Here is a 24,312-nt window from a genome sequence, read left to right as displayed (position 1 = left end):
CCACGGAATTCGTCGCCGGCCACGCCGATGCTCGCACGCAGTCCTCGGGTGCGCGGGGCTAGAGCTTGGCGGCGGCTTCCTCGTCCAGCAGCCACACGGTGGCGTCACGGCCGATCGCTCCCGCGGCAGGCACGTCGACGGGATCCGCTCCGCCGACCGCCGCGGCCACCGCGTCGGCCTTCCCGGCCCCCGAGACCACCAGCCACACCTCCCGTGAGCGCTGAATCGCGGGGATTGTCAGCGTGATTCGGCGCGGCGGCGGTTTGGGGGACTCGGTCACGCCGACCACCATGCGGCCCTTCTCCCGCACCGCGGCGGTGTCGGGGAACAGCGAGTTGACGTGCCCCTCGGGGCCCATGCCCAGCAGATGGACGTCGAAGATCGGCGTCGGCTCTCCGGGATCGGCGTTGGCCGCCAGCACCTGTTCGTACGCCAACGCCGCGGCGTCGAGGTCATCGCCGAACTCGCCGTCGGATGATGGCATCGCATGCACGTTGGCGGCCGGAATGTCGATGTGGTCGAGCAGCGCCTCGCGTGCCTGCTTGTCGTTGCGCTCGTCGTCGTCCTCGGGCACGTACCGCTCGTCGCCCCAGAACACATGCACCCGCGACCAGTCGATCGCATCGCCGCGTTCGCCGAGGCGCTTCAACAGGCCGATGCCCGTGCCGCCGCCGGTGAGCACGATCATCGCCCGGCCGCGGAACGAGATGACGGACACGATCTCCTCGGCTAGGCGATCACCGACCGCCGCGACCAGCTCCGCGGTGTCGGGATAGGTGTGCACCGACGGGCTCATACGTATTGCACCTTGTCGAGGCCCTGCAGCGCCTCGTGATAGATCTCGTCGGCATCGAGCCGGCGCATGTCCTCGGCGAGGCACTCCTTGGCCTCCCTGCGCGCCAACGGTATTCGCGCCTCCGGCCTACTGGTGCGGGTGAGCGTGGCGGTGACGCCCGTCTGCGGCCTGCTCAGCGTGATCGTCTCGGAGTCCCGGACCAGGTCGACCTTGAGCTCGCCGACCGCCCGCTGCACGGGGCCGTCGATGCGGGCGGCCAGCCATCCGGCCATGATGTCGAGCGCCGGTTCGGTCTTCAGGCCCGACACCACGGCAGATTTGATCGGCTCGTGGGGCGCCTGATCCACGGCGGTGGCCAGCAGCGCGCGCCAATGTGTGACGCGACTCCACGACAGGTCGGTGTCACCCTCGGTGTAGCCCTGCAGCCGGCTCTTGATCGCCGCCAGCGGATCCTCACTGTTGGTAGCGTCGGTGATCCGGCGATTCGCCAACTTGCCCAACGGATCCTGCGCGGGAACAGCGGGCGCGGCGGCCGGCCACCAGGACACCACCGGCGTGTCCGGCAGCAGGAACGGCAGCACAGCACTGCTCGGATGGTCGGCCAGCTCACCCTGCAGACGCAGCACGACCACCTCGCCGGCGCCAGCATCGGCGCCGACGCGGATCTCGGCGTCCAGCTGGGGCCTATCCGCCTTCCGGTCACCGGCGAACGCCACGATCACCCGGCACGGGTGTTCGCGGCTGGCGTAGTTCGCCGCCTCGATCGAATCCTCGAGGCACTCTTCGCTATCCGGGGCGATCACCAGGGTCAGCACCCGGCTGAGCGTGATCGCGCCACCCTCCTCGCGGACCCCGATGATCTTCTTGTTGACCTCGTTGGTGGTGGTGGCCGGCAGCTTGACGATCACGAGCGTCTCCATTCGCGTCCCATGTTGCGCAGCATCTCGGCGGCGGACTCCGGGCCCCAGGTGCCCGGTTCGTAGAGCTCGGGCTTGCCCTGTGACGCCCAGTGCTCTAGGGCGGGATCTAGGATCTCCCAGGACAATTCGACCTCCGCGTTGACAGGGAACAATGACGGCTCACCGAGCAGCACGTCGAGGATCAGCCGCTCGTAGGCCTCCGGCGAGTCCTCGGCGAACGCCGAGCCGTAGGAGAAGTCCATGTTCACGTCACGGACCTCCATCTGGCTGCCCGGCACCTTGGAGCCGAGCCGGGTGGTGATGCCCTCGTCGGGCTGCACCCTGATCACCAGAGCGTTCTGGCCCAGCTCCTCGGTCATCGTCTTGTCGAACGGCAGATGCGGGGCACGCTTGAAGATCAACGCGACCTCGGTGACCCTGCGCGGCAGCCGCTTTCCCGTGCGAAGGAAGAACGGCACTCCTGCCCAACGGCGGGTGTCGATCTCGAGCGCGATCGCGGCGTAGGTCTCGGTGGTGGAGTCCTTGGCGAACCCCTCCTCCTCGAGCAGCCCGGCGACCTTTTCGCTGCCCTGCCAGCCGGCCGCGTACTGTCCGCGCGCGGTCGTCTGGTCCAGCGGCTGCATCAGCTGAGTGGCGGATAACACCTTGATCTTCTCCGCCTGCAGTTGACGGGGCCCGAAGTTGACCGGTTCCTCCATGCCGATCAGCGCCAGCAGCTGCATCAGGTGGTTCTGGATCACGTCGCGCGCCGCCCCGACACCGTCGTAATAACCGGCTCGCCCGCCCAGCCCGATGTCCTCGGCCATCGTGATCTGCACGCTGTCGACGTAGTTCGCATTCCAGATCGGCTCGTACAGCTCATTGGCGAAGCGCAGGGCCAGGATGTTCTGGACCGTCTCCTTGCCCAGGTAGTGGTCGATACGGAACACCGACTCCTCCGGGAACACGCTGTTGACCACCGCATTGAGCTCGCGGGCGCTGTTCAGATCGTGGCCGAACGGTTTCTCGACCACCACCCGGCTCCAGCGGCCTTCCTGCTGGCGGGCCAGCCCGGACTTCTCCAGCTGCTCGCAGACGGTCTGGAACGCATTGGGCGGGATCGACAGGTAGAACGCGTGGTTGCCACCGGTGCCACGTTCGGCGTCGAGTTTGTCCAGCGTCTCGGCGAGCCGGCCGAACGAAGCCTCGTCGTCGAACGTGCCCTGCACGAAGCGGATGCCCTCTTCCAGCCGGTCCCAGATCTCCTGGCGGAACGGTGTGCGCGCATGCTCCCTGACGGCGTCGTACACGATCTTGCCGAAGTCTTCGTCGGCCCAGTCCCGTCGGGCGAACCCGATCAGACTGAACGCGGCGGGAAGCAGGCCGCGGTTGGCGAGGTCGTAGATCGCGGGCATCAGCTTCTTGCGGGCCAGATCACCGGTGACGCCGAAGATCACCAGGCCGCATGGGCCCGGGATCCGGGGCATGCGCTTATCGCGCTTGTCCCGCAGCGGATTATGCCAGTCGCTCATTTCTTCGCAGCGTCGAGCTGACCCTGCGTGGCCTCGAGCAGCTCGAGCCATGCCTTCTCGAACTTCTCCACGCCTTCGTCCTCGAGCACGCGGAACACATCCGGAAGGTCGATGCCCACCCCGGACAGCTTGTCGAACAGCTCCTGGGCTTCGCCGGCGGTGCCGCTGACGGTGTCGCCGGTGATGTCGCCGTGATCGGCGACCGCATCGATCGTCTTCTCCGGCATGGTGTTCACGGTGTCCGGCGCGACCAACTCGGTGACGTAGAGCGTGTCGGGATAGTCCGGGTTCTTGACGCCGGTCGACGCCCAGAGCACCCGTTGTACCCGGGCTCCGTTCGCCTTCAGCGCGCCGAACCGCTCACCGGACTCGAACACCTCCTGGAAGGCGGCGTAGGCGAGACGCGAGTTCGCGATGCCGGCCTTGCCGCGCAGCCGCAGTGCCTCCTCGCCGCCGATCTTCTCCAGCCGCTTGTCGATCTCGGTGTCGACGCGGGACACGAAGAACGATGCGACGGAATGGATCTTGGCCAGGTCGTGACCGGCCTCCTTGGCCTTCTCGAGGCCGGCGAGGTAGGCGTCCATCACCAGACGGTGGCGCTCGACCGAGAAGATCAGCGTCACGTTCACCGAGATGCCTTCGGCGATGACGGCCGTGATGGCGGGCAGGCCGGCCATGGTGGCGGGAATCTTGATCAGCAGGTTGGGCCGGTCGACGATCTTCCACAGCTCGATGGCTTGCAGGATCGTCTTGTCGGTGTCGTGGGCCAGCCGCGGGTCGACCTCGATGGACACCCGGCCGTCGACGCCGCCGGAGGACTCATACGTCTTGGCCAGCACGTCGCACGCGTTGCGGACATCGTCGGTGGTCACGGTGCGGATGGTGGCGTCCACGTCGGCGCCGCGTTCGGCGAGTTCCTTGACCTGGCCGTCATAGGCCGTGCCCTTGGACAGCGCCGCCTGGAAGATCGACGGGTTGGTGGTGACACCGACCACGCCCTTGGTGTCGATCAGCTCCTGCAGGTTGCCGGTCTGGAGCCGCTCGCGGGAAAGGTCGTCCAGCCATACGGACACACCCGCGGCGGACAGTGTCGCCAGATTGGGGTTCTGAGCCATTGCTTCGGTCCTTCTCTCTAGTCTCTAATTGTCTATCGATCGCTCCGCGGCGGCCACCACGGCCTCCGGGGTGAAGCCGAACTCGCGGAACAACGTCTTGTCGTCGGCCGACTCGCCGTAGTGCTCGATGGAGACGATCTCACCGGTGTCGCCGACGAGCTTGTACCAGCTCTGGGCGACGGCAGCCTCGACGGCGACGCGCGCCGACACGTCGGGCGGAAGGACGCGGTCGCGGTACTCCTTGGGCTGCGATTCGAACCATTCCACGCACGGCATCGAGACGACGTAGGCGGTGATGTCCTTCTCCGCCAAGAGCTTTCTGGCCTCGACGGCCAATTGCAGTTCCGAACCGGTCGCGATGATGATGACATCGGCGTCGTCGGCGGGGTTACCGCCGCCGAGCACGTAGCCGCCCTTCGAGACACCATCGGCGTCGGTGCCCTCCAGTACCGGGATGCCCTGCCGGGTGAGGATGAACCCGACCGGGCCGCTGGTGGCGCCGCGCGCCAGAATGGTCCGCCACGCGTAGGCGGTCTCGTTGGGATCGCCCGGGCGCACCACCGACAGGTTCGGAATGGCGCGCAGCGCGGCCAGGTGTTCGATCGGCTGGTGGGTCGGGCCGTCCTCGCCGAGGCCGACGGAGTCGTGGGTCCAGATGTAGATGGTGTCGATGTTCATCAACGACGCCAGTCGCACGGCCGGCCGCATGTAGTCGGAGAACTGCAGGAACGTTCCCCCGAACGCGCGGGTCGGACCGTGCAACACGATGCCGGACAGGATCGAGCCCATGGCGTGTTCGCGGATGCCGAAATGCAGCACTCGGCCATACCAGTCCGCCGTGAAGTCATCTGTCGAGATCGTCGGCGGCCCAAACGATTTGACGCCCTTGATGGTGGTGTTGTTGCTGCCGGCGAGGTCAGCGGAACCACCCCACAATTCGGGCAGCTTCGGCGCGACGTCGTTGAGCACCTGACCGAAGGCGGCGCGGGTGGCCAATGGCTTGGAACCCGGCTCCCAGTGGGTGATGTCGGAGTCCCAGCCGTCGGGCAACTCCTGGGCCAGCAGCCGATCGAGCAGCTTCTTGCGTTCGGGTTCGCGCTGCGCCCACGCGTCGAACTCCGGCTGCCACTTCTCGTGCGCCTCCTTGCCGCGCTGCACCAACTTCCGCGTATGCTCGATGACCTCGTCGCGCACCTCGAACGTCTTGTCCGGGTCGAAGCCGAGCACCTTCTTGGTGGCGGCCACCTCTTCGTCGCCCAGCGCGGAGCCGTGCGCACCACCGGTGTTCATCTTCGTCGGTGCCGGATAGCCGATGATGGTGCGCAGCGAGATGAACGACGGTTTGTCCGTCACGCGCTTGGCCTCGGCGATCGCCTGCTCGATGCCGACGACGTTCTCGCCGCCCTCGACCTCCTGCACATGCCAGCCGTAGGCCCGGTAGCGGGCGGGGACGTCCTCGGAGAGCGCGATATTGGTGTCGTGCTCGATCGAGATCTGGTTGTGGTCGTAGAACACGATCAGATTTCCCAGCTGCTGGGTGCCTGCCAGCGACGACGCCTCGCTGGTGACGCCCTCCTCCATGTCGCCGTCGGAGGCGATCACGTAGATGAAGTGGTCGAACGGGCTGGTGCCCGGGGCGGCATCCGGGTCGAACAGCCCACGCTCATAGCGCGACGCCATCGCCATACCGACAGCGGAGGCAAGACCCTGACCCAGCGGGCCCGTGGTGATCTCGACCCCCCTGGTGTGCCGGAACTCAGGGTGGCCGGGCGTCTTGGATTTCCAGGTGCGCAGCGACTCGATGTCGGATAGCTCGAGGCCGAACCCGCCGAGGTACAGCTGGATGTAGAGCGTCAGGCTCGAGTGCCCGCAGGACAGGACGAACCGGTCGCGGCCCAGCCAGTGCACGTCGCTGGGGTCATGGCGCATCTGGCGCTGAAACAGCGTGTAGGCCAGCGGCGCCAGGCTCATCGCCGTACCCGGATGCCCGTTGCCGACCTTCTGCACCGCATCCGCCGCCAGCACCCGGACCGTGTCGACCGACTCGGAATCGATGTCGGTCCAGTCATCCGGGTGGTGCGGGCGGGTGAGTTCAGAGATCTCTTCCACTGTGGTCACGCGGCGTACTCCTTAACATCGGCCCGGCTCGATAATCCGCATACCCACCCTAGTGCGGGATCATCGACTGCGGCAGGCGGCGTTGGCACGTTCACTCCGCATACACCGAGGTTCCACAGGAATCGACCCTGCACTGACGGAGGGGCACCCCAGCGGTCTACCATCGTCTGTAGTAGAAGCTGGCGGTGCCGCCATTCTTGAGGAGTTATCTGCGTGACCATTCGCGACGGCGTTGCCCCCGGACTGACGCCGGCTCAGCGACTCCGGCGGCGGATCCGCACCACGCTTCTCGGCTATCTCGCTCTTACGAAGCCGCGCGTGATCGAGCTTTTGCTCGTCACCACGATCCCGGCGATGCTGTTGGCCCACCGCGGCACGGTCGATCCGCTGCTGATCCTCAACACACTGGTCGGCGGGCTGTTGGCGGCGGCGGGCGCCAACACGTTGAACTGCGTGGCCGACGCCGACATCGACAAGGTGATGAAGCGCACGGAGCGCAGGCCGCTGGCCCTGGCCACCGTGCCGCGCAGTCACGCGCTGGTGTTCGGGCTGACGCTGTCGGTCGGTTCGTTCTTCTGGCTGTGGTGGACCACGAACATGCTGTCCGCGCATCTGGCTGGGGCGACGATCGCGTTCTACGTGCTGGTCTACACCCTGCTGCTCAAGCGCCGCACATCGCAGAACGTCGTGTGGGGCGGGGCGGCCGGCTGCATGCCGGTGATGATCGGATGGTCAGCGGTGACGGGCACCATCGGCTGGCCCGCACTGGTGATGTTCGCGATCATCTTCTTCTGGACGCCGCCGCACACCTGGGCGCTGGCCATGCGCTACAAGGAGGACTACCGCGCGGCCGGGGTGCCGATGCTGCCCGCGGTGGCCACCGAGCGCGAGGTGACCAAGCAGATCCTGATCTACACCTGGCTGACGGTGCTGGCGACGTTGGCACTGGCGCTGGCGACCGGCTGGCTGTACGCCTCGGTCGCGGTGCTGGCGGGCGCATGGTTCCTGCTGATGGCCCACCAGCTGTACGCCGGAGTGCGCCGCGGCGAAGCGGTGAAGCCGTTGCGACTGTTCCTGCAGTCCAACAACTACCTCGCCGTGGTGTTCTGCGCGTTGGCGGTCGACTCGGCCCTGGGCCTGCCGACGCTGTTCACCGTCTGACGGTGCCCGCCTAAGGCACCAAAACCACCGAACCCACGGTCTTGCGGCCCTGCAGGTCGCGGTGGGCCTGTTCGGCGTTCTCCAGGCGGTAGCGCTCGCTGACCGTGACGGTGATCGTTCCCGTCGAGATCGCGTCGAGTAGTTCACCTGCGCGCCAACCGAACTCGTCAGGGGTGCGGGTGTAGTGCGCGAGGGTGGGCCGGGTGAGGAACAGCGAGCCCGCGGAGTTGAGGCGCTGCGGCGCGAACGCCGGCACGGGCCCGCTCGCCGCGCCGAACAGCGCCAACGTGCCGCGGATCGCCAGGCTCTCCAGGCTGGCGTCGAACGTGTCGGCGCCGACGCCGTCGTACACCGCGGCGACGCCGCCGTCGGTGAGCTCCTTGATCTTCGCGCCGAACTCTTTGGCGTCCTCGGGATAGTCCAGCACCTCCACCGCGCCCGCTTGGCGCGACAGTTCGGCCTTCTCCGGCGTCGACACGGTGGTGATGACCCGGGCCGCCAGGCTGGTGGCCCACTGGGTCAGGATGAGCCCGACACCGCCGGCGCCTGCGTGCACCAGCACGGAGTCGCCCTGCTGCACCGGATACGTCGACTTGATCAGGTAGTGCGCGGTCATGCCCTTCAGCAGGGCGGCGGCGGCCACGTCGGGGCTGACACCGTCGGGTACGTAGGCGCAGTAATCGGCCGGGGCGACGCTGTATTCGGCATAGGCGCCGTCGGCCTGCGCGGTGACGACCCGGTCACCGACCGCCAGCGCGGCCACGTCATCGCCCACCGCCGCCACCGTGCCGCACACCTCGTTGCCGATGACGAACGGCAGTTCGCGCGGATACTGACCCGACCGGAAGTACGTGTCGAGGAAGTTCACGCCGATCGCCTCGGCCTTGATCAGCACCTCGCCGGGGCCGGGCGAGAGCTGTGGTTTCTCGGCGTAGGTCAGTACTTCTGGTCCGCCGGTCTCGGTGATCTCGATCGCCTTCATGCTGACTATCATCCACACGTGAAGCTCGCCCGGCCCGACGTGTTCCACCCGCGCATCGTGTTCGCAGGTTGCCGGGCGTTGGTCGAGGGTGACGGCGACGACGCGGACCTGGTCGCGACGCTGCGTATGCGGGGGCTTCACGCGCGCTGGCTGTCTTGGGACGACCCCCAGACACTCGACGCGGATCTGGTGATCCTGCGTGCCACGTGGGACTACGTCGATCGTCTCGACGAGTTCCTGGCGTGGACGAAGCGGGTCAGGAACCTGCTGAACCCGCCGGTGGTGGTGGCGTGGAACACCGACAAGCGATATCTGGCCGACCTGTCGCAGGCGGGTGTGCCGACCCTGGCCAGCCGTTTCTTCGAGCCGGGAAAGCGCGTCCGCCTACCCGACGGTGAGGTGGTGGTGAAACCCGCCGTCGGTGCGGGGTCGGCTGGGGCGCAACGGTTCGTCGACTCCGATGCCGCGCGACGACACGCGGCGCAGCTGCAGTCGGAAGGGCGCACGGTGCTGGTGCAACCCTACGATCCTCGGGTCGAGGACGGCGAGACGGCGCTGGTGTTTCTCGGCGGGCAGCAATCCCACGCGTTCACGAAGGGGCCGATACTGCCACCGCCGGGAGCGCGGCCCGCATTCGACGACTCGGGCACCTACGCGGAGGAATCGCTGAAGCCGGCCGACCCGGACTTCGAACTGTGGGATGTCGGCTATCGGGCGCTGGCCGCTGCGGCCGGGCACCTCGACACTGATCCGGCCGAGCTGCTCTACGCCCGCGTCGACGTGATCGGCGGGGCGTCGGATCCCAAGCTCCTCGAACTCGAACTCGTCGAGCCGTCGCTGGGCTGGCGGCAGCTCGACGCGGCGGCGCGGAGTCGGCAGCAGCGCGAGTTCGCGGTCGGGGTGGAGTCAGCCCTCGACCGGCTCGGCCTCGGTCCGTTCTCGCATCGACGCCCATAGCGCCGCGGTGGCGGCGGTGCACGCGGCCGCTCCCGCGACGTGCACGGCCACCAGCGCGGCGGGCACGCCCGTGAAGAACTGCACCGTGCCGACGAGACCCTGTCCGAACACCAGCAGCACGAGCACGGCCAGGCGTGCGTTGACCGGGCGAGGGGCGTGTATGGCCAGCAGCCCGAAGCCGAGGCCGACCAGCAGCGCCAGGTAGGCGACCATCAGCGACGAGTGCACGTGCACCAGCGTCGTGATCTCGATCTGCAGCCGCGGCACGGGCTGGGTGACGCTCTTGTCCCCGGCGTGGGGTCCGGCACCGGTCACCAGCGTGCCCGTCACCAGTTGCGCCGCCAGCACCACGGCGGTCAACACGGTCAGTTGGCGCAACGGTTTGGGGACCACGGGTGCCGAGTCGCCGGCGTCGGGCTCGCCGACCTTGACAAACAGCAACACCGAGAGCCACACCATGGTCATCGACGCCAGCAGGTGGATGGCCACCGTCCACCACAGCAGACCGGTGAGCACGGTGATCCCGCCGAGGACGGCCTGCACCACCGTCGACGCCGGCATCAGCCACGCATAGAACAGCACCTCACCACGGCGCCGGGCCCGCGTGACCGCCAGCACGGCCAGCGCCGCGGTGAGCACCACGAGGAACGTGATCATCCGATTTCCGAACTCGACAGCCTGATGGATGCCGGCCACCTCGGCATGCGGGACCGGGATGAAGCTGCCGGGGAAGCACTGCGGCCAGGTGGGGCAGCCGAGACCCGATGCGGTGACGCGGACGATGGCGCCGGTGACCGCGATGCCGCCCTGGGTCAGGATGACCGCCGCCGCGATGGCGCGCTGAGCCCGCAGGCTCGGCATCGGCAGCAGGTCGACCAGCCGTAGGAGGAATCGTCCGACGGGCACGGCCTGATCGTAGTGGATTGCAACTACAACCCGTAGTAGCGGGTGATGCCGCGAAATGGAATTCCCGGTTCATGATCTGGTTCACCCACCTCGACGGCACCATCTCCCACGTGTCGCGAAATCATCGATCGCTACTGGGCCGCCATCCGATCGACCACCTCCGCCGGCCGTTGGCCCGGCCGGCGTTCGGGCGACAGCGGCTCGCCGGGATCATGGTCTTCGAGCTTGACCCCACCTGGTCGGCGGGTTCCGGCGACATGGTCCGGGCCTGGGTGACGCACAATATCGAAGAGGTTGGTCAGCTGAAAAACCGGCTACCGCCCCTTCATTCATCGATACTTGTCCGTGCCTGACGCCAGAACCAAGTAGCGCGTACCGATGCAGGTAGCTACCGGCAGCAAACTGGCGTAGTTCTGCACGCTGCCGTTATCCCGATGGTGCGGCCTACTTTTGGCTTGTATCGAACGGTAGATACGACCAGCCAGGGGGACGACATGCCATTCTTTCCTGCGTCGCAGAGATACGCGCTGCCCTACCGGGCGATCGAAATGAGGCGCCAGGCCGCGCTGGCCAGGAATACGGCGGCACATGTCGATTTCGGCGCGCAGGGCGGCGATCCCAGCCGGGGCGTCGACATCGATCTGAGTACGTGCGTCAATCGCTACGGCCCTGCTCCTGCCGCGATCGCGGCGCTGCACTCGATTCCGGCCGCCGACATCCTGCTTCACCCCTACGACGCGGCCGCCCGACTCGTGGGGCTTTATCGTCAGGCGACTGGCGTCAAGAGCGGCGCGATGATCGCGGGCAGGGGGGCCAGCGAGTTCATCTGGGCGATGGGTCGCGAGCTCGACCACGCCGACGTCCATGTCCCCTTGCCGGCGTACACCGATTACCTCAAGGTGTTTCCCGGGCGCGGTTTCAGTATGGCGGGTGAACAGGTTCCGACGGTCGAGCAGATCCAAGCGGCTCTGAAATCGGGCAGACTGGTCATCATCTCCAATCCGCACAATCCGACCGGGACGTTGCTCGACCCGCAGGACCTCATCGCGGCCGCCGATGCGCATCCCGGCGCGACGCTCGTCGTCGATGAGTCCTACATCGACTTCACCTCCGATCCGGTGGGATGGTCGACGCTTGGCTGCGACATCCCGAACCTGGTTGTGCTCCAGTCGACGTCGAAGTTCTACGGGATCGCCGCGACGCGGGCGGGCATCGCCTGGTGTGCCGACCACGAGCCGCTCAAACGGCTGTTCGGCCAACAGGAGAACTGGGGTCTGTCCGGGATCGACGTCCACATCGCGTGTGCCGCGGTGCGAGACGTCGCATGGGCTGCGGAGTCCCGAGCGCGGATGCACGCCGACAGCGCATGGCTGGCCGGGGTACTGCAAGTCATTCCCGGCCTTCTGCCTCAGTGCAATTCGAACGTCCATTTCCAGTATGCATTCTGCGACCGGTCGGAGGACGTCGCACGGATCTTCCGGCGCCACGGCATCGGTGTGCGGGTGCTCAGCGCCGCGCACGGGGTGAGTCCCGACGCGCTGCGGATCGTCGCGCCGCGCGCCGACGAGCGCAACCGCTTCCTCGAGGCGGTCGCCGATGTCATCGCCCTGCCGACAGGCTCAGGTGAAGCGGAACCAGCGCAGCGCACACAGCGCTGCGACCGCACCCCACACCGCGAGCACGGCCAGTCCATACCAGTCCACTGACATCGACATCGCCTGTGACAGCGCCTCGGTCAGCGCTCCGGACGGCGTCATGCGCGCCACCCACTGAACGCCACGGGAGACGATGCCGCCCTCCAGAGTCAGCGCACCGAAACCGGCGAAGACGAACCAGAGCAGGTTGGCCACGGCCAGCACGATCTCGGCGCGCAGGGTGCCACCCAGGAGCAGGCCGAGTGCGGCGAACACCGCGGTGCCCAGGGCGATGATCAGCGCACCGACGGCCAGCCCGGCGATGGCGGGCCGCCAGCCTAGGGCAAACCCGATGGCGCCCAACATGATTGACTGCAGGAATACAACGGCCACCACCGCGAGCGACTTACCCGCGATGATGCCCCACACCGGGAGTGCGGTGGCGCCCAGTCGCTTCAGCGCGCCATAGCGCCGGTCGAACGCGACGGCGATGGCCTGCCCGGTGAACGCCGTCGAGATCACCGCCAGCGCCATGATGGCGGGCACGAACGTCGCCGCCCGGTTCGGTCCGAACGAGCCGAGGGGGAGCAGGGTCAGCCCGACCAGCAGCGTGATCGGAATGAACATCGTCAGCAGCAGTTGCTCACCGTTGCGCAGCAAGAGCTTCAACTCGAGGCCGAACTGCGCGGCCAGCATTCTGCGGACGTCGGCCGGGCGGGGATCCGGCGTAAACGTGCCTGGTGCAAAGCGATTGGTGGTCACGATCGCAGCTCCCTGCCCGTCAGTTCGAGGAACACGTCTTCGAGGCTGCGCTGCTCGACCCGCATGTCGGTGGCCAACACGTCGAGCCGCGCACACCACGCCGTGACGGTGGCCAACACCTGCGGGTCGATGTGGCCCTCGACCAGGTATTCGCCCGGTGCCGTCTCGCTCGCCTGGTAGCTCTCCGGAAGCGCGGACACCAGCAGTGAGAGATCCAGCATCCGCGGCGCCTTGAACCGCAGCTGGTTCTCCGCTCCGCTGCGCATCAGTTCCGCAGGTGTCCCGGTCGCCACCGCCACGCCGTGGTCGATGATCAGAATCCGGTCCGCGAGCTCCTCGGCCTCGGTCAGCTGATGGGTTGTCAGCACCACCGTGACGCCGTCGCGGCGCAGCGCATCGATCAACTCCCACACCACGATTCGGGCGTGCGCGTCCATGCCCGCGGTCGGCTCGTCGAGGAACACCAGCTCGGGCCTGCCCACCACCGCGCATGCCAGCGCCAATCGCTGTTGCTGCCCTCCGGAGAGGCGTCGATATGTGGTGCGCGCCGATTCGGTGAGGCCGAGCGTGTCCATCAACCATCCCGGGTCGAGCGGCCTGGCGGCATACGCCGCCACGAGTGCGAGCATCTCGCCTGCTCGCGCCGCGGGATAACCACCACCGCCCTGCAGCATCACCCCGATGCGCTCGCGCAGCCGGGCGTTGTCGGCCGCCGGGTCCAGGCCGAGGATCTCGATGGAGCCGGCGTCGGGCCGGATGAAGCCCTCGCACATCTCGACGGTCGTGGTCTTTCCGGCGCCGTTGGGTCCGAGCAGCGCCAGCACCTCGGCGCGCTGCACCTCCAGGTCGAGCTTGTCCACCGCGGTCGTCGGCCCATAACACTTGCTGACTCCCCGCAGGCGCACGGGCAGGGTCGACGAGCGCTCGCGCGAGGAGCCGCCGGCACTCGAGCGTTGGGTCACGGGGATTCAGCGTAGGCGTCGCGCTTCGCAGGCGGCGGTGGCGGTATTGACGCTTCGAGCGCGGGGGGCGGCGCGTCCTGCTCGGACGGGCCGTCCTCGGCCGGTTTGCGCCACGGCAGCCGGTGGTAGGTGAGGCCGATGAGCAGCACCACGATCACGAAGCTCGCCACGACCGCGAGCAGGATCTGGAAGAGCGTGAACCGGTCGCCGTTGGCCGTCGGGCCGAATATGCCGACGACGAGGGTGACCACGATGGTCGTGCTGCGGAACGCCGATCGGGTGGCCCACGCCGCCAGCGGAATGACCGCCCACAGCACGTACCACGGCTGGACCACCGGGAAAAGCAACACGGTCATCCCGAGCGCGACGCCGAGTCCGCCGACCGGGTGCAGCCGACCACGCAGCACCGCAACCAGCAGCCAGGTCACGATGATCGCGATGACCACCACACCGATGGCGCGGGTGAGGCCGAGGACCGCGGTGGTGTGATCGCCCAGGCCCAGCAGGATGCCCACCTGTCCGGTACCCAGCGCGAGCAGCGTGGGCAGCGACATCCAGCTGCGCACCACGTTGGCGGTCCCCAGGGTGAAGAGCCAGCCGAATCCCAGACCGCTGGCCCAGCCGATCACGGCCATCACCGCGACCGACACCGCGCTCAACGACCCGCCCGCTACCAGGAAGGCCTTGAACGTGCCGCCCCAACGGCAGGCCAGCGCCATCGCCACGAACCCCAGCGCGAGCAGCCCCGGCAGCTTGACCTGAGACGACAGGGTGATCAGCACCACGCCGATGAGCAGGTTGGCCAACGGAAGCCAGTGCGCCCGCTCGTCGCGGGTGTGCGGCCACGCCACCGGCTTCGGCAGCAGCGGCCCCACGGCTTCGACGGCCCGCAAGGCGAACTCGGTACCTGCGAGCATCAGGCCCAGCATCAGCGCCTCGTTGTGGATGCCCCCGACCAGATGCATGATCAGCAGCGGGTTGGCCGCGCCCAGCCACAACGCACTGACCTCCGCGACGCCGCAGCGCCGGGCCAGCCGGGGGGTTGCCCAGACGATCAGGCCGACGCCGAGCAGCACCACGATCCGGTGACACAGCACCGCGGCGACGATGTTGTCGCCCGTCACCGCCGAGATGCCCTGACCGATCCACAGGAACAGCGGTCCGTACGGTGCGGGCGTCTCGCGCCACATGGTCGGCACTGACAGCGTGAAGACGTGGTCGAGACCCAGACCCGTTGCGGGCCCGACCTTGTAGGGGTCGAGGCCGTTGATGGAGATTTCACTCTGCGCCAGATAGGAGTAGACGTCCCTGCTGTACATCGGCGGTGCGATCAACAACGGAAGCACCCACAGCCACAGCGTGCGGTCCAGCTGGCTGCGCGTCATCCGCCGGTCCCCGAGTGCGAACCGGCCGAGCATCAGCCACGCCAGCGCCATCATCACCGCACCGGTGGTCGTCATGGTCAGCGACACCGTCTGGATTCGCGACGGCAGGTTCAGCAGGCGCACCCCGAACGTCGGGTCCTGCACCACCGGGCGGGCACCCACGCCCAGGGCGCCGATGGCCATCAACACCGTGCCTGAGGCTCCGAACAGGCGTATCCGTCGAAGCGCGATGAGCCCGGCGTCGTTGAGCGGCGAGCCGACGGGCCGCTCGTCGCCGTGCCATCCGGCAATCGACGTGCTGAGGGACCGTAGGCGGGCTGCCACCACAGCAGCGTAGCCGTCAGAGCTCGACGATCACCTTGCCGGTGTTGCCCCCACTGAACAACAGATTGAGCGCGTCGGGCGCCTGCTCCAGCCCGTGAACGATGTGCTCGGAGGATTTGATCTTGCCCTCGGCGATCCATCGCGCGACCTCCATCTGGGCGGCGGGGAAGCGGTCGAGGTAGTCCAGGATGATGAACCCCTCCATGCGTCCGCGGCGCACCAGCAGATTGAGGTAATTGCTGGGCCCCGGTGGTGGCCCATCGCTGGTATAGGTCGAGATCGCCCCACACAGCACGACGCGGCCGCGCTGCGCCAGATTGGCGAGGCAGTCGTTGAGGATCGATCCGCCGACGTTGTCGAAGTACAGGTCGACGCCGTCCGGGCAGGTCTGGCGGAGTCGCGCGGCCACCTCGTCGTTCTTGTAGTCGATCGCGTCGTCGAAGCCCAGCTCGTCGACGATGTAGGCGCACTTCTCGGGTCCGCCCGCGATGCCGACCACCTTCTTCGCCCCCTTGACCTTCGCGATCTGGCCCGCGGCGGAGCCGGTCGCGCCCGCGGCGCCGGAGACCACCACGACATCGCCCTCGGTGACCCGACCGACGTCGATCACGCCGAAGTAGGCCGTCATCCCGGTGACGCCCAAAATTCCGATGGCGACGGGCGGCGGCACGCCGTCGGGCAATACCTGCATCGCCCGCTCGCCGGCGTCGGCGACCACGTATTCCTGCCAGCCGGTCATCCCGAACAGCAGCTGACCAGGTGAGTAGGCCTCGGAGCGGCTGTCGACGACCTCACCGACGCCGCCGCTGCGGATGACTTCATCGATCTGGATCGGAGGCAGATAGCTGGGGATGTCGTCCATCCACGTGCGGATCGTGGGGTCGATCGAGAGGTAACGCACCTTGACCAGCGCCTCACCGTCGCCGATCTCGGGGAGTCGCCCGGTCTCGAGGCGGATCGTGCTGTCGTCCACCAGGCCGGAGGGTCGCTGGGCCAGGACGAGACGCCGGTTCTCCTCGGTCATCGGCCGATCCTAAGCCGACGTCCGCGGTGGCATGCCCGCCTTGCTGTGGAACTCGTCACGCTAAGGGCACCCTTGCTAGACCGGCTTTCGGAATTCCGTCACAATAGTGTTGTGAAATTCCGTCCGGACACCGACCGCCACACGCGTGGCGCGATCGTCCAGCTGTTGCTGGAGTCCGGACCGATCACCGCAGGTGAGATCGGCGACGAGCTGGGGATCTCGGCCGCCGGTGTACGACGGCACCTCGATGCACTGCTGGACGCCGGCGACGCACAGTCCAGCGCAGCGGCCGCCTGGCAGCACCACGGACGGGGCCGGCCGGCCAAACGGTACCGGCTGACGGCCGAGGGCCGGGCCAAGCTGGACCACACCTACGACGACCTGGCGGTGGCCGCGATGCGGCAGCTGCGAGAGATCGGCGGGGACGACGCCATTCGCACCTTTGCGCGGCGCCGGATCGACGCGATCCTGTCGGGAGTAACCGACGGGCCGGCCGACGTTGAAGCCAAAGCCGACCGAGTGGCCGCGGCGCTGACGAAAGCCGGTTACGCCACGTCCACGACGCCGGTGACCGGACCGATCCACGGAATTCAGCTCTGTCAGCACCACTGTCCGGTGTCGCACGTCGCCGAGGAATTCCCGGAGCTGTGCGAGACCGAGCGGGAGGCGTTCGCCCAGATCCTGGGCACCCACGTGCAACGGCTGGCGACGATCGTCAACGGCGACTGCGCGTGTACGACGCACGTCCCGCTCAACGAGAAGAACACGCACGAGCCAGCATCCCTTCGGCGCACAGCCCGCGCCGAAGCCGCAACAAGCAAGCAAGGAGCGTCGACATGACGACCACGCCCGAGGCCTTGACCCAGGAGCAGACCATCGAGTCGCTGGGTCGCTACGGCTATGGCTGGGCAGATTCGGACGTCGCGGGCGCCAGCGCCCAGCGCGGCCTATCCGAGGCGGTGGTACGCGACATCTCGGCCAAGAAGAACGAGCCGGAGTGGATGTTGGAGAACCGGCTCAAGGCGCTGCGCACGTTCGACAAGAAGCCGATGCCGAACTGGGGTTCCAACCTCGAGGGCATCCACTTCGACAACATCAAGTACTTCGTGCGCTCCAGCGAGAAGCAGGCGGCCACGTGGGACGACCTGCCGGCGGACATCAAGAACACCTACGACAAGCTCGGCATCCCCGAGGCGGAGAAGCAGCGCCTGGTGTCCGGCGTCGCCGCGCAGTACGAGTCCGAGGTGGTCTACCACTCGATCCGCGAGGACCTCGAGGCCCAGGGCGTCATCTTCCTGGACACGGACTCGGGTCTGCGCGAGCATCCGGAACTGTTCAGGCAGTATTTCGGCACCGTCATCCCGGCCGGCGACAACAAGTTCTCCGCGCTGAACACCGCGGTGTGGTCGGGCGGATCGTTCATCTACGTGCCGAAGGGCGTGCACGTCGACATCCCGCTGCAGGCCTACTTCCGGATCAACACCGAGAACATGGGCCAGTTCGAGCGGACGCTGATCATCGTGGACGAAGACGCCTACGTGCACTACGTCGAGGGTTGCACCGCGCCGATCTACAAGAGCGACTCGCTGCACTCCGCGGTCGTCGAGATCATCGTGAAGCCCGGCGGCCGGTGCCGCTACACCACGATCCAGAACTGGTCGAACAACGTCTACAACCTGGTCACCAAGCGGGCCAGGGCCGAAGCGGGCGCCACCATGGAGTGGGTCGACGGCAACATCGGTTCCAAGGTCACCATGAAGTACCCCGCGGTCTGGATGACCGGCGAGTACGCCAAGGGTGAGGTGCTCTCGGTGGCCTTCGCCGGCGAGGGCCAGCATCAGGACACCGGCGCGAAGATGCTGCACCTGGCGCCGAACACGTCGAGCAACATCGTGTCCAAGTCGGTGGCCCGCGGCGGCGGCCGCGCGTCCTACCGTGGCCTGGTTCAGGTCAACAAGGGTGCCCACGGATCGCGCTCCAGCGTGAAATGTGATGCGCTGCTTGTTGATACGATCAGCCGCAGCGACACCTATCCTTACGTCGACATCCGCGAGGACGACGTCACGATGGGGCACGAGGCGACCGTCTCGAAGGTCAGCGAGGATCAGCTGTTCTACCTGATGAGCCGCGGCCTGACCGAGGACGAGGCGATGGCCATGGTGGTGCGCGGCTTCGTCGAGCCGATCGCCAAGGAGCTCCCGATGGAATACGCACTGGAGCTCAACCGGCTGATCGAGCTGCAGATGGAAGGCGCGGTCGGCTAGTGGGCAAAAGCAAACTGACCGAGGCTGTTGAGGGCACAGAGGGGATCATCAAGGCGCGAGGCTCATCGTTGGCTACCGCCAACAAGGGAGAGCAGTTCAGTTCCTTTGACGTCGATGCCTTCGAGGTGCCCGGCGGCCGGGACGAGATCTGGCGGTTCACGCCGCTGAAGCGGCTGCATGGTCTGCACGACGGATCCGCGGTCGCCACCGGCGTTGCGTCCATCACCGTTGCCGAACAACCCGGCGTGACGGTCGAGACGGCCCGGCGCGGCGACGAGCGCCTCGGTCAGGGCGGTGTGCCCGCGGACCGTGTTGCCGCGCAGGCGTTTTCATCGTTCAACGCGGCAACGGTGGTGACCGTTGGCCGTGACATCCAGACCGAGAGCCCGATCGAGATCGCGATCACGGGTCCCGGCGAGGGCGCGGTTGCTTACGGCCATCTGCAGATCCGGGTCGACGAACTGGCCGAGACGGTCGTCGTTGTCGACCTTCACGGCAGCGGCACCTACGCGGACAACGTGGAATTCGTGGTGGGCGACGCGGCCCGGCTGACCGTGGTGTGGATCGCCGACTGGGCCGACGACACCGTGCACGTCAGCGCGCACCACGCGCGGCTGGGCAAGGACGCCGTGCTGCGGCACGTCGCGGTCACCCTCGGCGGCGACGTCGTGCGCACGACCGCGACCGTGCGGTTCGACGCCCCGGGTGGAGACGCCGAACTGCTCGGGTTGTACTTCGCCGACGACGGCCAGCACTTTGAATCGCGGCTGCTGGTCGACCACGCGCAGCCGAACTGCCGTTCGCACGTGACGTACAAGGGTGCGCTGCAGGGCGATCCGGATTCGTCGAGGCCCGATGCGCACACGGTGTGGATCGGCGACGTGTTGATCCGCGCCGAGGCGACGGGCACCGATACGTTCGAGGTGAACCGCAACCTGGTGCTCACCGACGGCGCCCGCGCCGACTCGGTGCCCAACCTGGAGATCGAGACCGGGGAGATCCTCGGAGCCGGACATGCCAGTGCCACCGGGCGGTTCGACGACGAGCAGCTGTTCTATCTACAGGCCCGCGGCATTCCCGAAGACCAGGCGAGGCGGTTGGTGGTGCGCGGTTTCTTCGGCGAACTGATCGCCAAGATCGCCGTCCCCGGCGTCCGCGAACGCCTGACCGACGCCATCGAACACGAACTGGCCATCACTGAATCGAGAGCTACCTAAGCCATGACCACTCTGGAAATCAAAGATCTGCACGTCAGCGTCAAGGATCCCGACGGCGAGACCGACATCCCGATCCTCAAGGGAGTCGACCTGACCGTGAAGTCGGGGGAGACCCACGCCGTGATGGGGCCCAACGGCTCCGGAAAGTCCACGCTGTCCTATGCCATCGCGGGCCATCCCAAGTATCACGTGACGTCGGGGTCGATCACGCTCGACGGCGAGAACGTGCTGGACATGAGCATCGATGAGCGTGCCCGCGCCGGCCTCTTCCTGGCCATGCAGTACCCCATCGAGGTGCCCGGCGTGTCCATGTCGAACTTCCTGCGCACCGCCGCCACCGCCGTGCGGGGTGAGGCGCCCAAGCTGCGGCACTGGGTCAAAGAGGTCAAGACCGCGATGTCCGACCTGGACATCGACCCGGCGTTCGCCGAGCGCAGTGTGAACGAGGGATTCTCCGGCGGCGAGAAGAAGCGCCACGAAATACTCCAGCTGGGGCTCCTCAAGCCCAAGATCGCGATCCTCGACGAGACCGATTCCGGCCTGGACGTCGACGCGCTGCGGGTCGTCAGCGAGGGCGTCAACCGCTATGCCGAGACCGAGCACGGCGGGGTGTTGCTGATCACGCACTACACCCGCATCCTGCGCTACATCCAGCCTCAGTTCGTGCACGTTTTCGTCGGCGGCCGGATCATCGCTTCCGGTGGCGCCGAGCTGGCCGACGAACTCGAGGAGAACGGGTACGAGCGCTTCACCCACGCGGCAACCCCAGGGTCCTGAGATGACGGTTTCTGCGCAGCGTTCGGGGCTGGATGCCGGTGAGATGGCCGGCATCCGCGCCGACTTTCCGATCCTCGCGCGGGTGATGCGCGGCGGAAATCAACTGGCGTATCTGGATTCCGGGGCGACATCGCAGCGACCGGTGCAGGTGCTCGACGCCGAGCGCGACTTCCTGGTGACCTCCAACGGTGCGGTGCACCGCGGTGCGCATCAGCTGATGGAGGAGTCGACCGACGCCTACGAACAGGGCCGTGCGGACACTGCGGCCTTCGTCGGCGCCGATGCCGACGAACTGGTGTTCACCAAGAATGCCACCGAGGCGATCAACCTGGTGTCATACGCGCTGGGGGACAACCGCTTCGAGTGTGCGGTCGGTCCCGGCGATGTCATCGTCACCACCGAGTTGGAACACCACGCCAACCTGATCCCGTGGCAGGAGCTGGCCCGTCGGACGGGGGCCACCCTGCGCTGGTACGGCGTCACGGACGACGGCCGAATCGACCTGGATTCGCTGCAGCTCGACGAGCGGGTGAAAGTGGTTGCCTTCAGCCATCATTCGAACGTCACCGGTGCGGTTGCGCCGGTTTCTGAGCTGGTGGCCCGCGCCAGGGCCGTCGGCGCGCTCACGATGTTGGATGCCTGCCAGTCGGTGCCGCACCAGCCGGTCGACTTCCACCGGCTGGACGTAGACTACGCGACCTTCTCCGGACATAAGATGCTGGGCCCCAACGGGATCGGCGTATTGTACGGGCGCCGTGAGCTGCTCAACGCCATGCCCCCGTTCATCACTGGCGGCTCCATGATCGAGACCGTGACCATGGAGCAGACCACCTACGCGCCCGCGCCCCAGCGGTTCGAGGCGGGCACCCCGATGACGTCACAGGTCGTAGGCCTGGCGGCGGCCGCCCGGTATCTGCAGAACGTGGGGATGGCCGCCGTCGAGGCCCATGAGGCGCAGTTGGTCGCCGCGGCGCTCGACGGTTTGTCGGTCATCGAGGGTGTGCGGATCATCGGGCCCCGATCGATGGAGGACCGGGGCTCGCCGGTGTCATTCGTGCTCGACGGTGTCCACGCGCACGACGTCGGGCAGATCCTCGACGACGACGGGGTCGCGGTGCGGGTCGGCCACCACTGCGCATGGCCGCTGCATCGCCGGTTCGGCATCGCCGCGACGGCGCGGGCATCGTTCGCCCTGTACAACACCATCGAAGAGGTCGACCGATTGGTGGCCGGCGTGAGGCGCGCCATCGCGTTCTTCGGCAGGGCCTGAGGTTTCACGGTGCGAATGGAGCAGATGTACCAGGAGGTCATCCTGGACCACTACAAGCATCCGCATCATCGCGGTCTGCGTGAACCGTTCGGCGCGGAGGTGCGCCACGTCAACCCCACCTGCGGCGACGAGGTGACGCTGCGGGTGGCGCTATCGGATGACGGCGAGCAGGTGGTAGACGTCTCCTACGACGGTCAGGGCTGTTCGATCAGCCAGGCCGCGACATCCGTACTCACCGATCTGGTGATCGGCAGGCCCGTCGGGGACGCGTTGAAGACCGTTGCGGCCTTCAACGAGATGATCGCCTCCCGCGGCAATGTCGAGGGCGACGAGGATGTGATCGGCGACGGCATCGCGTTCGCCGGGGTGGCCAAGTATCCGGCGCGCGTGAAGTGCGCCCTGCTGGGCTGGATGGCCTTCAAAGACGCCGTGGTGCAGGCCAGTCCTGAGCTAGACCTGAGATAGATCTGAAGGAGACGCGAGATGAGCGACACCGTAGTGCCCAACGAAGAGTTTCTCGATGACGTCGAGGAGGCGATGCGCGATGTCGTCGACCCTGAGCTCGGGATCAACGTCGTCGACCTCGGGCTGGTGTACGGCCTGAACGTCGAAGAGGGCGAGGCCGGCAAGGTTGCGCTCATCGACATGACGCTGACATCGGCGGCCTGTCCGCTGACCGACGTCATCGAGGACCAGTCGCGCACCGCCCTGGTGGGTGCCGGGCTGGTCAACGAGATCAAGATCAATTGGGTGTGGAACCCGCCGTGGGGCCCGGACAAGATCACCGAAGACGGCCGCGAACAACTGCGCGCACTAGGCTTCACGGTCTAGTTGTCGCGACCGGGCCGTCGCGGTGCCGCTACAGGTCGCTGTCCAATATGTGACCGATCGAGCACTGCAGCCCGTTCGCGCATCCCGCCGCCCACCGCGTCGCGCCGCCGTGCCAAGGTAGCCAGCGACACACTGCACCGCTTCACCACCGAGATCCTGCAGGTACGTGGGGCGGATCGGACTCGGGATGCACCGCTGGTCCAGGCACTGATCGCGGCGCCCGACCAGGACATCTGCGACGAGCTCATCGTGTTCCTGCTGGCGGGCCACGACACCACGGCGAGACTGCTGACCTATGCCTTGTGGGTTCTCGGCCACCACGTCGACATGCAGGAAAGGGCCCGCAGCGAAGTCATTGACCTCGGTGATCGCGAATTGACGTCCGGCCTGCGCTACACCACCAGGTGCTGCACGAGGCGTTACGGCTGTGTCCGCCGGGCGCCGCGCTGGCGAGGGTGGCCGTCGACGACATCGAGGTCGAGGGCCACCGGGTGGACGCCATTCAGCGCGACCCGACGCTGTGGGAGCGTGCGCTGGAGTTCGACCTCGACCGCTTCGACGCGGAGAACTCGAATGGTCGGGATCGGTGGCAGTATCTGCCTTTCGGCGCTGGTACACGGTCCTGTATCGGCGACCACTTCGCCATGCTGGAGGCGGCTCTCGCGCTCGCCACGATAGTCGAGAGCGCCGAGATCGATTCTGTAACTTGTGCAATCCGAACCATGCCTGTCACGACTGTTGCCGCAGCGCGGGTATTGGCCCCAACAACGGCGTTTCGCCGGGCTCCCGGCGACACTAGACACCACAATTGACGAATGGTCACGGTGCCGGCCTTTGTATGGGCGGGTGGTTCCCTTCGTCGGGCGCTGACGGTAGGCGCCCCCGCGGGCGCATTTCTTGGCATTCTGGCGTGGCTGGATTCGGGGTTCGTCCTAGCCGGCCTGATGGTCCTGGTCATCGTCGGTAGCTTCGCCGGAGTCTGGATTTCTCGGCGGATGGCCCGGTACTGGCCCGGCTCGAAGGAACTGAACGGCGTCGATCGTGTGACGGTGGTTCGGGCGGCTCGAAACGGTCAAACCATCGCCGATACCCGGCTGGCGCAGCCGGTCGTCGACTACAGCCGCGGGCTGCGCGCCGCGGCTGAGCAGGCGCGACCGCTGCGCTGGCTGCTGGCGGTCGTCCTCGTGGTGGCCGCGGCGACCGCCGTGTGGGACAGCGTGTTCGGCTCGTGGGGCAATGCGGTGGCGTCGGGCATCTATCTGGTGCTGCTCATGGTCGAGCTGTTCTGGTGGCCTAAAAGGCAGGCTCAGCTGCTGGCCAACGCCGACCGCGCGGCGGACACCGCCACCCGGAAGCAGATGGCCGGCGACTGAGTCGGGCGGGTTGTCCACAGTGG

The 24,312-nt window shown here is 67.2% G+C and carries 24 protein-coding genes and 1 pseudogene; 14 read left to right on the top strand and 11 right to left on the bottom strand.

What is annotated here, in order from left to right:
• Positions 1-58 precede the first annotated feature (58 nt).
• From pgl to tkt, 5 genes are read right to left on the bottom strand one after another with little or no spacing between them, the layout of a single operon-like run.
• Positions 59-796: a 6-phosphogluconolactonase gene (pgl, locus tag ACVWWN_RS26265; protein WP_457146459.1), complete on the bottom strand. Its 738-nt coding sequence runs from the start codon at positions 794-796 to the stop codon at positions 59-61.
• Positions 793-1,704 carry a glucose-6-phosphate dehydrogenase assembly protein OpcA gene (opcA, locus tag ACVWWN_RS26260; RefSeq protein ID WP_457146458.1) on the bottom strand — a complete coding sequence of 304 codons (912 nt, stop codon included), beginning with the start codon at positions 1,702-1,704 and terminating at the stop codon, positions 793-795. The genes pgl and opcA overlap by 4 nt, the downstream gene beginning before the upstream one ends.
• On the bottom strand, positions 1,701-3,227 hold the full coding sequence (zwf, locus tag ACVWWN_RS26255; RefSeq protein WP_457146457.1) for a glucose-6-phosphate dehydrogenase: 1,527 nt from the start codon (positions 3,225-3,227) through the stop codon (positions 1,701-1,703). Before zwf ends, opcA begins: the two co-directional genes overlap by 4 nt.
• Entirely contained in the window at positions 3,224-4,342 is a 1,119-nt protein-coding gene (gene tal, locus ACVWWN_RS26250; protein WP_457146456.1) for a transaldolase, read from the bottom strand. Before tal ends, zwf begins: the two co-directional genes overlap by 4 nt.
• A gap of 24 nt (positions 4,343-4,366) precedes the next feature.
• Positions 4,367-6,460: a transketolase gene (tkt, locus tag ACVWWN_RS26245; RefSeq protein WP_457146455.1), complete on the bottom strand. Its 2,094-nt coding sequence runs from the start codon at positions 6,458-6,460 to the stop codon at positions 4,367-4,369.
• A 243-nt stretch (positions 6,461-6,703) separates the two neighbouring features.
• Here tkt and ACVWWN_RS26240 point away from each other — a divergent pair, with 243 nt between their 5' ends.
• Positions 6,704-7,621: a heme o synthase gene (locus ACVWWN_RS26240; RefSeq protein WP_457149291.1), complete on the top strand. Its 918-nt coding sequence runs from the start codon at positions 6,704-6,706 to the stop codon at positions 7,619-7,621.
• 10 nt (positions 7,622-7,631) lie between these two features.
• Here the strand turns inward: ACVWWN_RS26240 and ACVWWN_RS26235 are convergent, their stop codons facing one another.
• Complete coding sequence (locus ACVWWN_RS26235; protein WP_457146454.1) at positions 7,632-8,603, bottom strand: quinone oxidoreductase family protein; 972 nt, start codon at positions 8,601-8,603, stop codon at positions 7,632-7,634.
• A gap of 18 nt (positions 8,604-8,621) precedes the next feature.
• On the opposite strand from ACVWWN_RS26235, the gene ACVWWN_RS26230 reads away from it, so the two are divergent.
• Positions 8,622-9,560: an ATP-grasp domain-containing protein gene (locus tag ACVWWN_RS26230; protein ID WP_457146453.1), complete on the top strand. Its 939-nt coding sequence runs from the start codon at positions 8,622-8,624 to the stop codon at positions 9,558-9,560.
• Here ACVWWN_RS26230 and ACVWWN_RS26225 read toward each other — a convergent pair.
• Complete coding sequence (locus tag ACVWWN_RS26225) at positions 9,510-10,421, bottom strand: COX15/CtaA family protein (protein WP_457149290.1); 912 nt, start codon at positions 10,419-10,421, stop codon at positions 9,510-9,512. The two genes, ACVWWN_RS26230 and ACVWWN_RS26225, sit on opposite strands and share 51 nt — an antisense overlap.
• A 62-nt stretch (positions 10,422-10,483) precedes the next feature.
• Here ACVWWN_RS26225 and ACVWWN_RS26220 point away from each other — a divergent pair, with 62 nt between their 5' ends.
• Together ACVWWN_RS26220 and ACVWWN_RS26215 are read left to right on the top strand one after the other, a co-directional pair.
• Positions 10,484-10,819 (top strand): hypothetical protein, encoded by a 336-nt coding sequence (locus ACVWWN_RS26220; protein WP_457146452.1) that lies wholly within the window; start codon positions 10,484-10,486, stop codon positions 10,817-10,819.
• Positions 10,820-10,960: 141 nt separating this feature from the next.
• Entirely contained in the window at positions 10,961-12,172 is a 1,212-nt protein-coding gene (locus tag ACVWWN_RS26215) for an aminotransferase class I/II-fold pyridoxal phosphate-dependent enzyme (RefSeq protein WP_457146451.1), read from the top strand.
• On the opposite strand, the gene ACVWWN_RS26210 is transcribed toward ACVWWN_RS26215, so the two are convergent.
• Genes ACVWWN_RS26210 through ACVWWN_RS26195 form a run of 4 tightly spaced genes read right to left on the bottom strand, consistent with a single transcriptional unit; the run spans position 12,086 to position 16,557 of the window.
• Positions 12,086-12,865, bottom strand: coding sequence for an ABC transporter permease (locus tag ACVWWN_RS26210; protein WP_457149289.1), 780 nt, complete (start codon positions 12,863-12,865; stop codon positions 12,086-12,088). The two genes, ACVWWN_RS26215 and ACVWWN_RS26210, sit on opposite strands and share 87 nt — an antisense overlap.
• Positions 12,859-13,773, bottom strand: a complete 915-nt coding sequence (locus ACVWWN_RS26205; RefSeq protein ID WP_457149288.1) for an ABC transporter ATP-binding protein — start codon at positions 13,771-13,773, stop codon at positions 12,859-12,861. Before ACVWWN_RS26205 ends, ACVWWN_RS26210 begins: the two co-directional genes overlap by 7 nt.
• Before the next feature lie 47 nt (positions 13,774-13,820).
• Positions 13,821-15,533: a polyprenol phosphomannose-dependent alpha 1,6 mannosyltransferase MptB gene (gene mptB, locus ACVWWN_RS26200; protein ID WP_457146450.1), complete on the bottom strand. Its 1,713-nt coding sequence runs from the start codon at positions 15,531-15,533 to the stop codon at positions 13,821-13,823.
• A 16-nt stretch (positions 15,534-15,549) separates the two neighbouring features.
• Positions 15,550-16,557 carry an NADP-dependent oxidoreductase gene (locus tag ACVWWN_RS26195; protein WP_457146449.1) on the bottom strand — a complete coding sequence of 336 codons (1,008 nt, stop codon included), beginning with the start codon at positions 16,555-16,557 and terminating at the stop codon, positions 15,550-15,552.
• Between the two features lie 111 nt (positions 16,558-16,668).
• Here ACVWWN_RS26195 and ACVWWN_RS26190 point away from each other — a divergent pair, with 111 nt between their 5' ends.
• The 10 genes and pseudogenes from ACVWWN_RS26190 (at position 16,669) to ACVWWN_RS26145 (ending at position 24,289) form a co-directional block, all read left to right on the top strand.
• Positions 16,669-17,397 carry a helix-turn-helix transcriptional regulator gene (locus ACVWWN_RS26190; protein ID WP_457146448.1) on the top strand — a complete coding sequence of 243 codons (729 nt, stop codon included), beginning with the start codon at positions 16,669-16,671 and terminating at the stop codon, positions 17,395-17,397.
• On the top strand, positions 17,394-18,821 hold the full coding sequence (gene sufB / locus ACVWWN_RS26185; RefSeq protein WP_457146447.1) for a Fe-S cluster assembly protein SufB: 1,428 nt from the start codon (positions 17,394-17,396) through the stop codon (positions 18,819-18,821). Before ACVWWN_RS26190 ends, sufB begins: the two co-directional genes overlap by 4 nt.
• Before the next feature lie 44 nt (positions 18,822-18,865).
• Positions 18,866-20,038, top strand: coding sequence for a Fe-S cluster assembly protein SufD (gene sufD / locus ACVWWN_RS26180; RefSeq protein ID WP_457149287.1), 1,173 nt, complete (start codon positions 18,866-18,868; stop codon positions 20,036-20,038).
• Between the two features lie 3 nt (positions 20,039-20,041).
• Entirely contained in the window at positions 20,042-20,815 is a 774-nt protein-coding gene (gene sufC, locus ACVWWN_RS26175) for a Fe-S cluster assembly ATPase SufC (RefSeq protein WP_457146446.1), read from the top strand.
• A 1-nt stretch (position 20,816) separates the two neighbouring features.
• A complete protein-coding gene (locus tag ACVWWN_RS26170; RefSeq protein WP_457146445.1) occupies positions 20,817-22,085 on the top strand; it encodes a cysteine desulfurase in 1,269 nt (422 codons plus the stop codon).
• Positions 22,086-22,100: 15 nt separating this feature from the next.
• The gene (sufU, locus tag ACVWWN_RS26165) at positions 22,101-22,550 is read left to right on the top strand and encodes a Fe-S cluster assembly sulfur transfer protein SufU (protein WP_457146444.1); all 450 of its coding nucleotides are present in this window, start codon (positions 22,101-22,103) and stop codon (positions 22,548-22,550) included.
• An 18-nt stretch (positions 22,551-22,568) separates the two neighbouring features.
• The gene (locus ACVWWN_RS26160; RefSeq protein ID WP_457146443.1) at positions 22,569-22,916 is read left to right on the top strand and encodes a metal-sulfur cluster assembly factor; all 348 of its coding nucleotides are present in this window, start codon (positions 22,569-22,571) and stop codon (positions 22,914-22,916) included.
• A pseudogene (locus ACVWWN_RS26155) lies at positions 22,917-23,210 on the top strand (hypothetical protein); the annotation flags it as partial.
• Positions 23,211-23,320: 110 nt separating this feature from the next.
• Complete coding sequence (locus ACVWWN_RS26150; protein WP_457146442.1) at positions 23,321-23,728, top strand: cytochrome P450; 408 nt, start codon at positions 23,321-23,323, stop codon at positions 23,726-23,728.
• 3 nt (positions 23,729-23,731) lie between these two features.
• Positions 23,732-24,289 carry a hypothetical protein gene (locus ACVWWN_RS26145; RefSeq protein ID WP_457146441.1) on the top strand — a complete coding sequence of 186 codons (558 nt, stop codon included), beginning with the start codon at positions 23,732-23,734 and terminating at the stop codon, positions 24,287-24,289.
• The last annotated feature ends 23 nt before the right edge of the window (positions 24,290-24,312 follow it).

The sequence above is a fragment of the Mycobacterium sp. URHB0021 genome (assembly GCF_054057895.1).
This window is presented reverse-complemented; position numbering and strand designations above follow the sequence as displayed.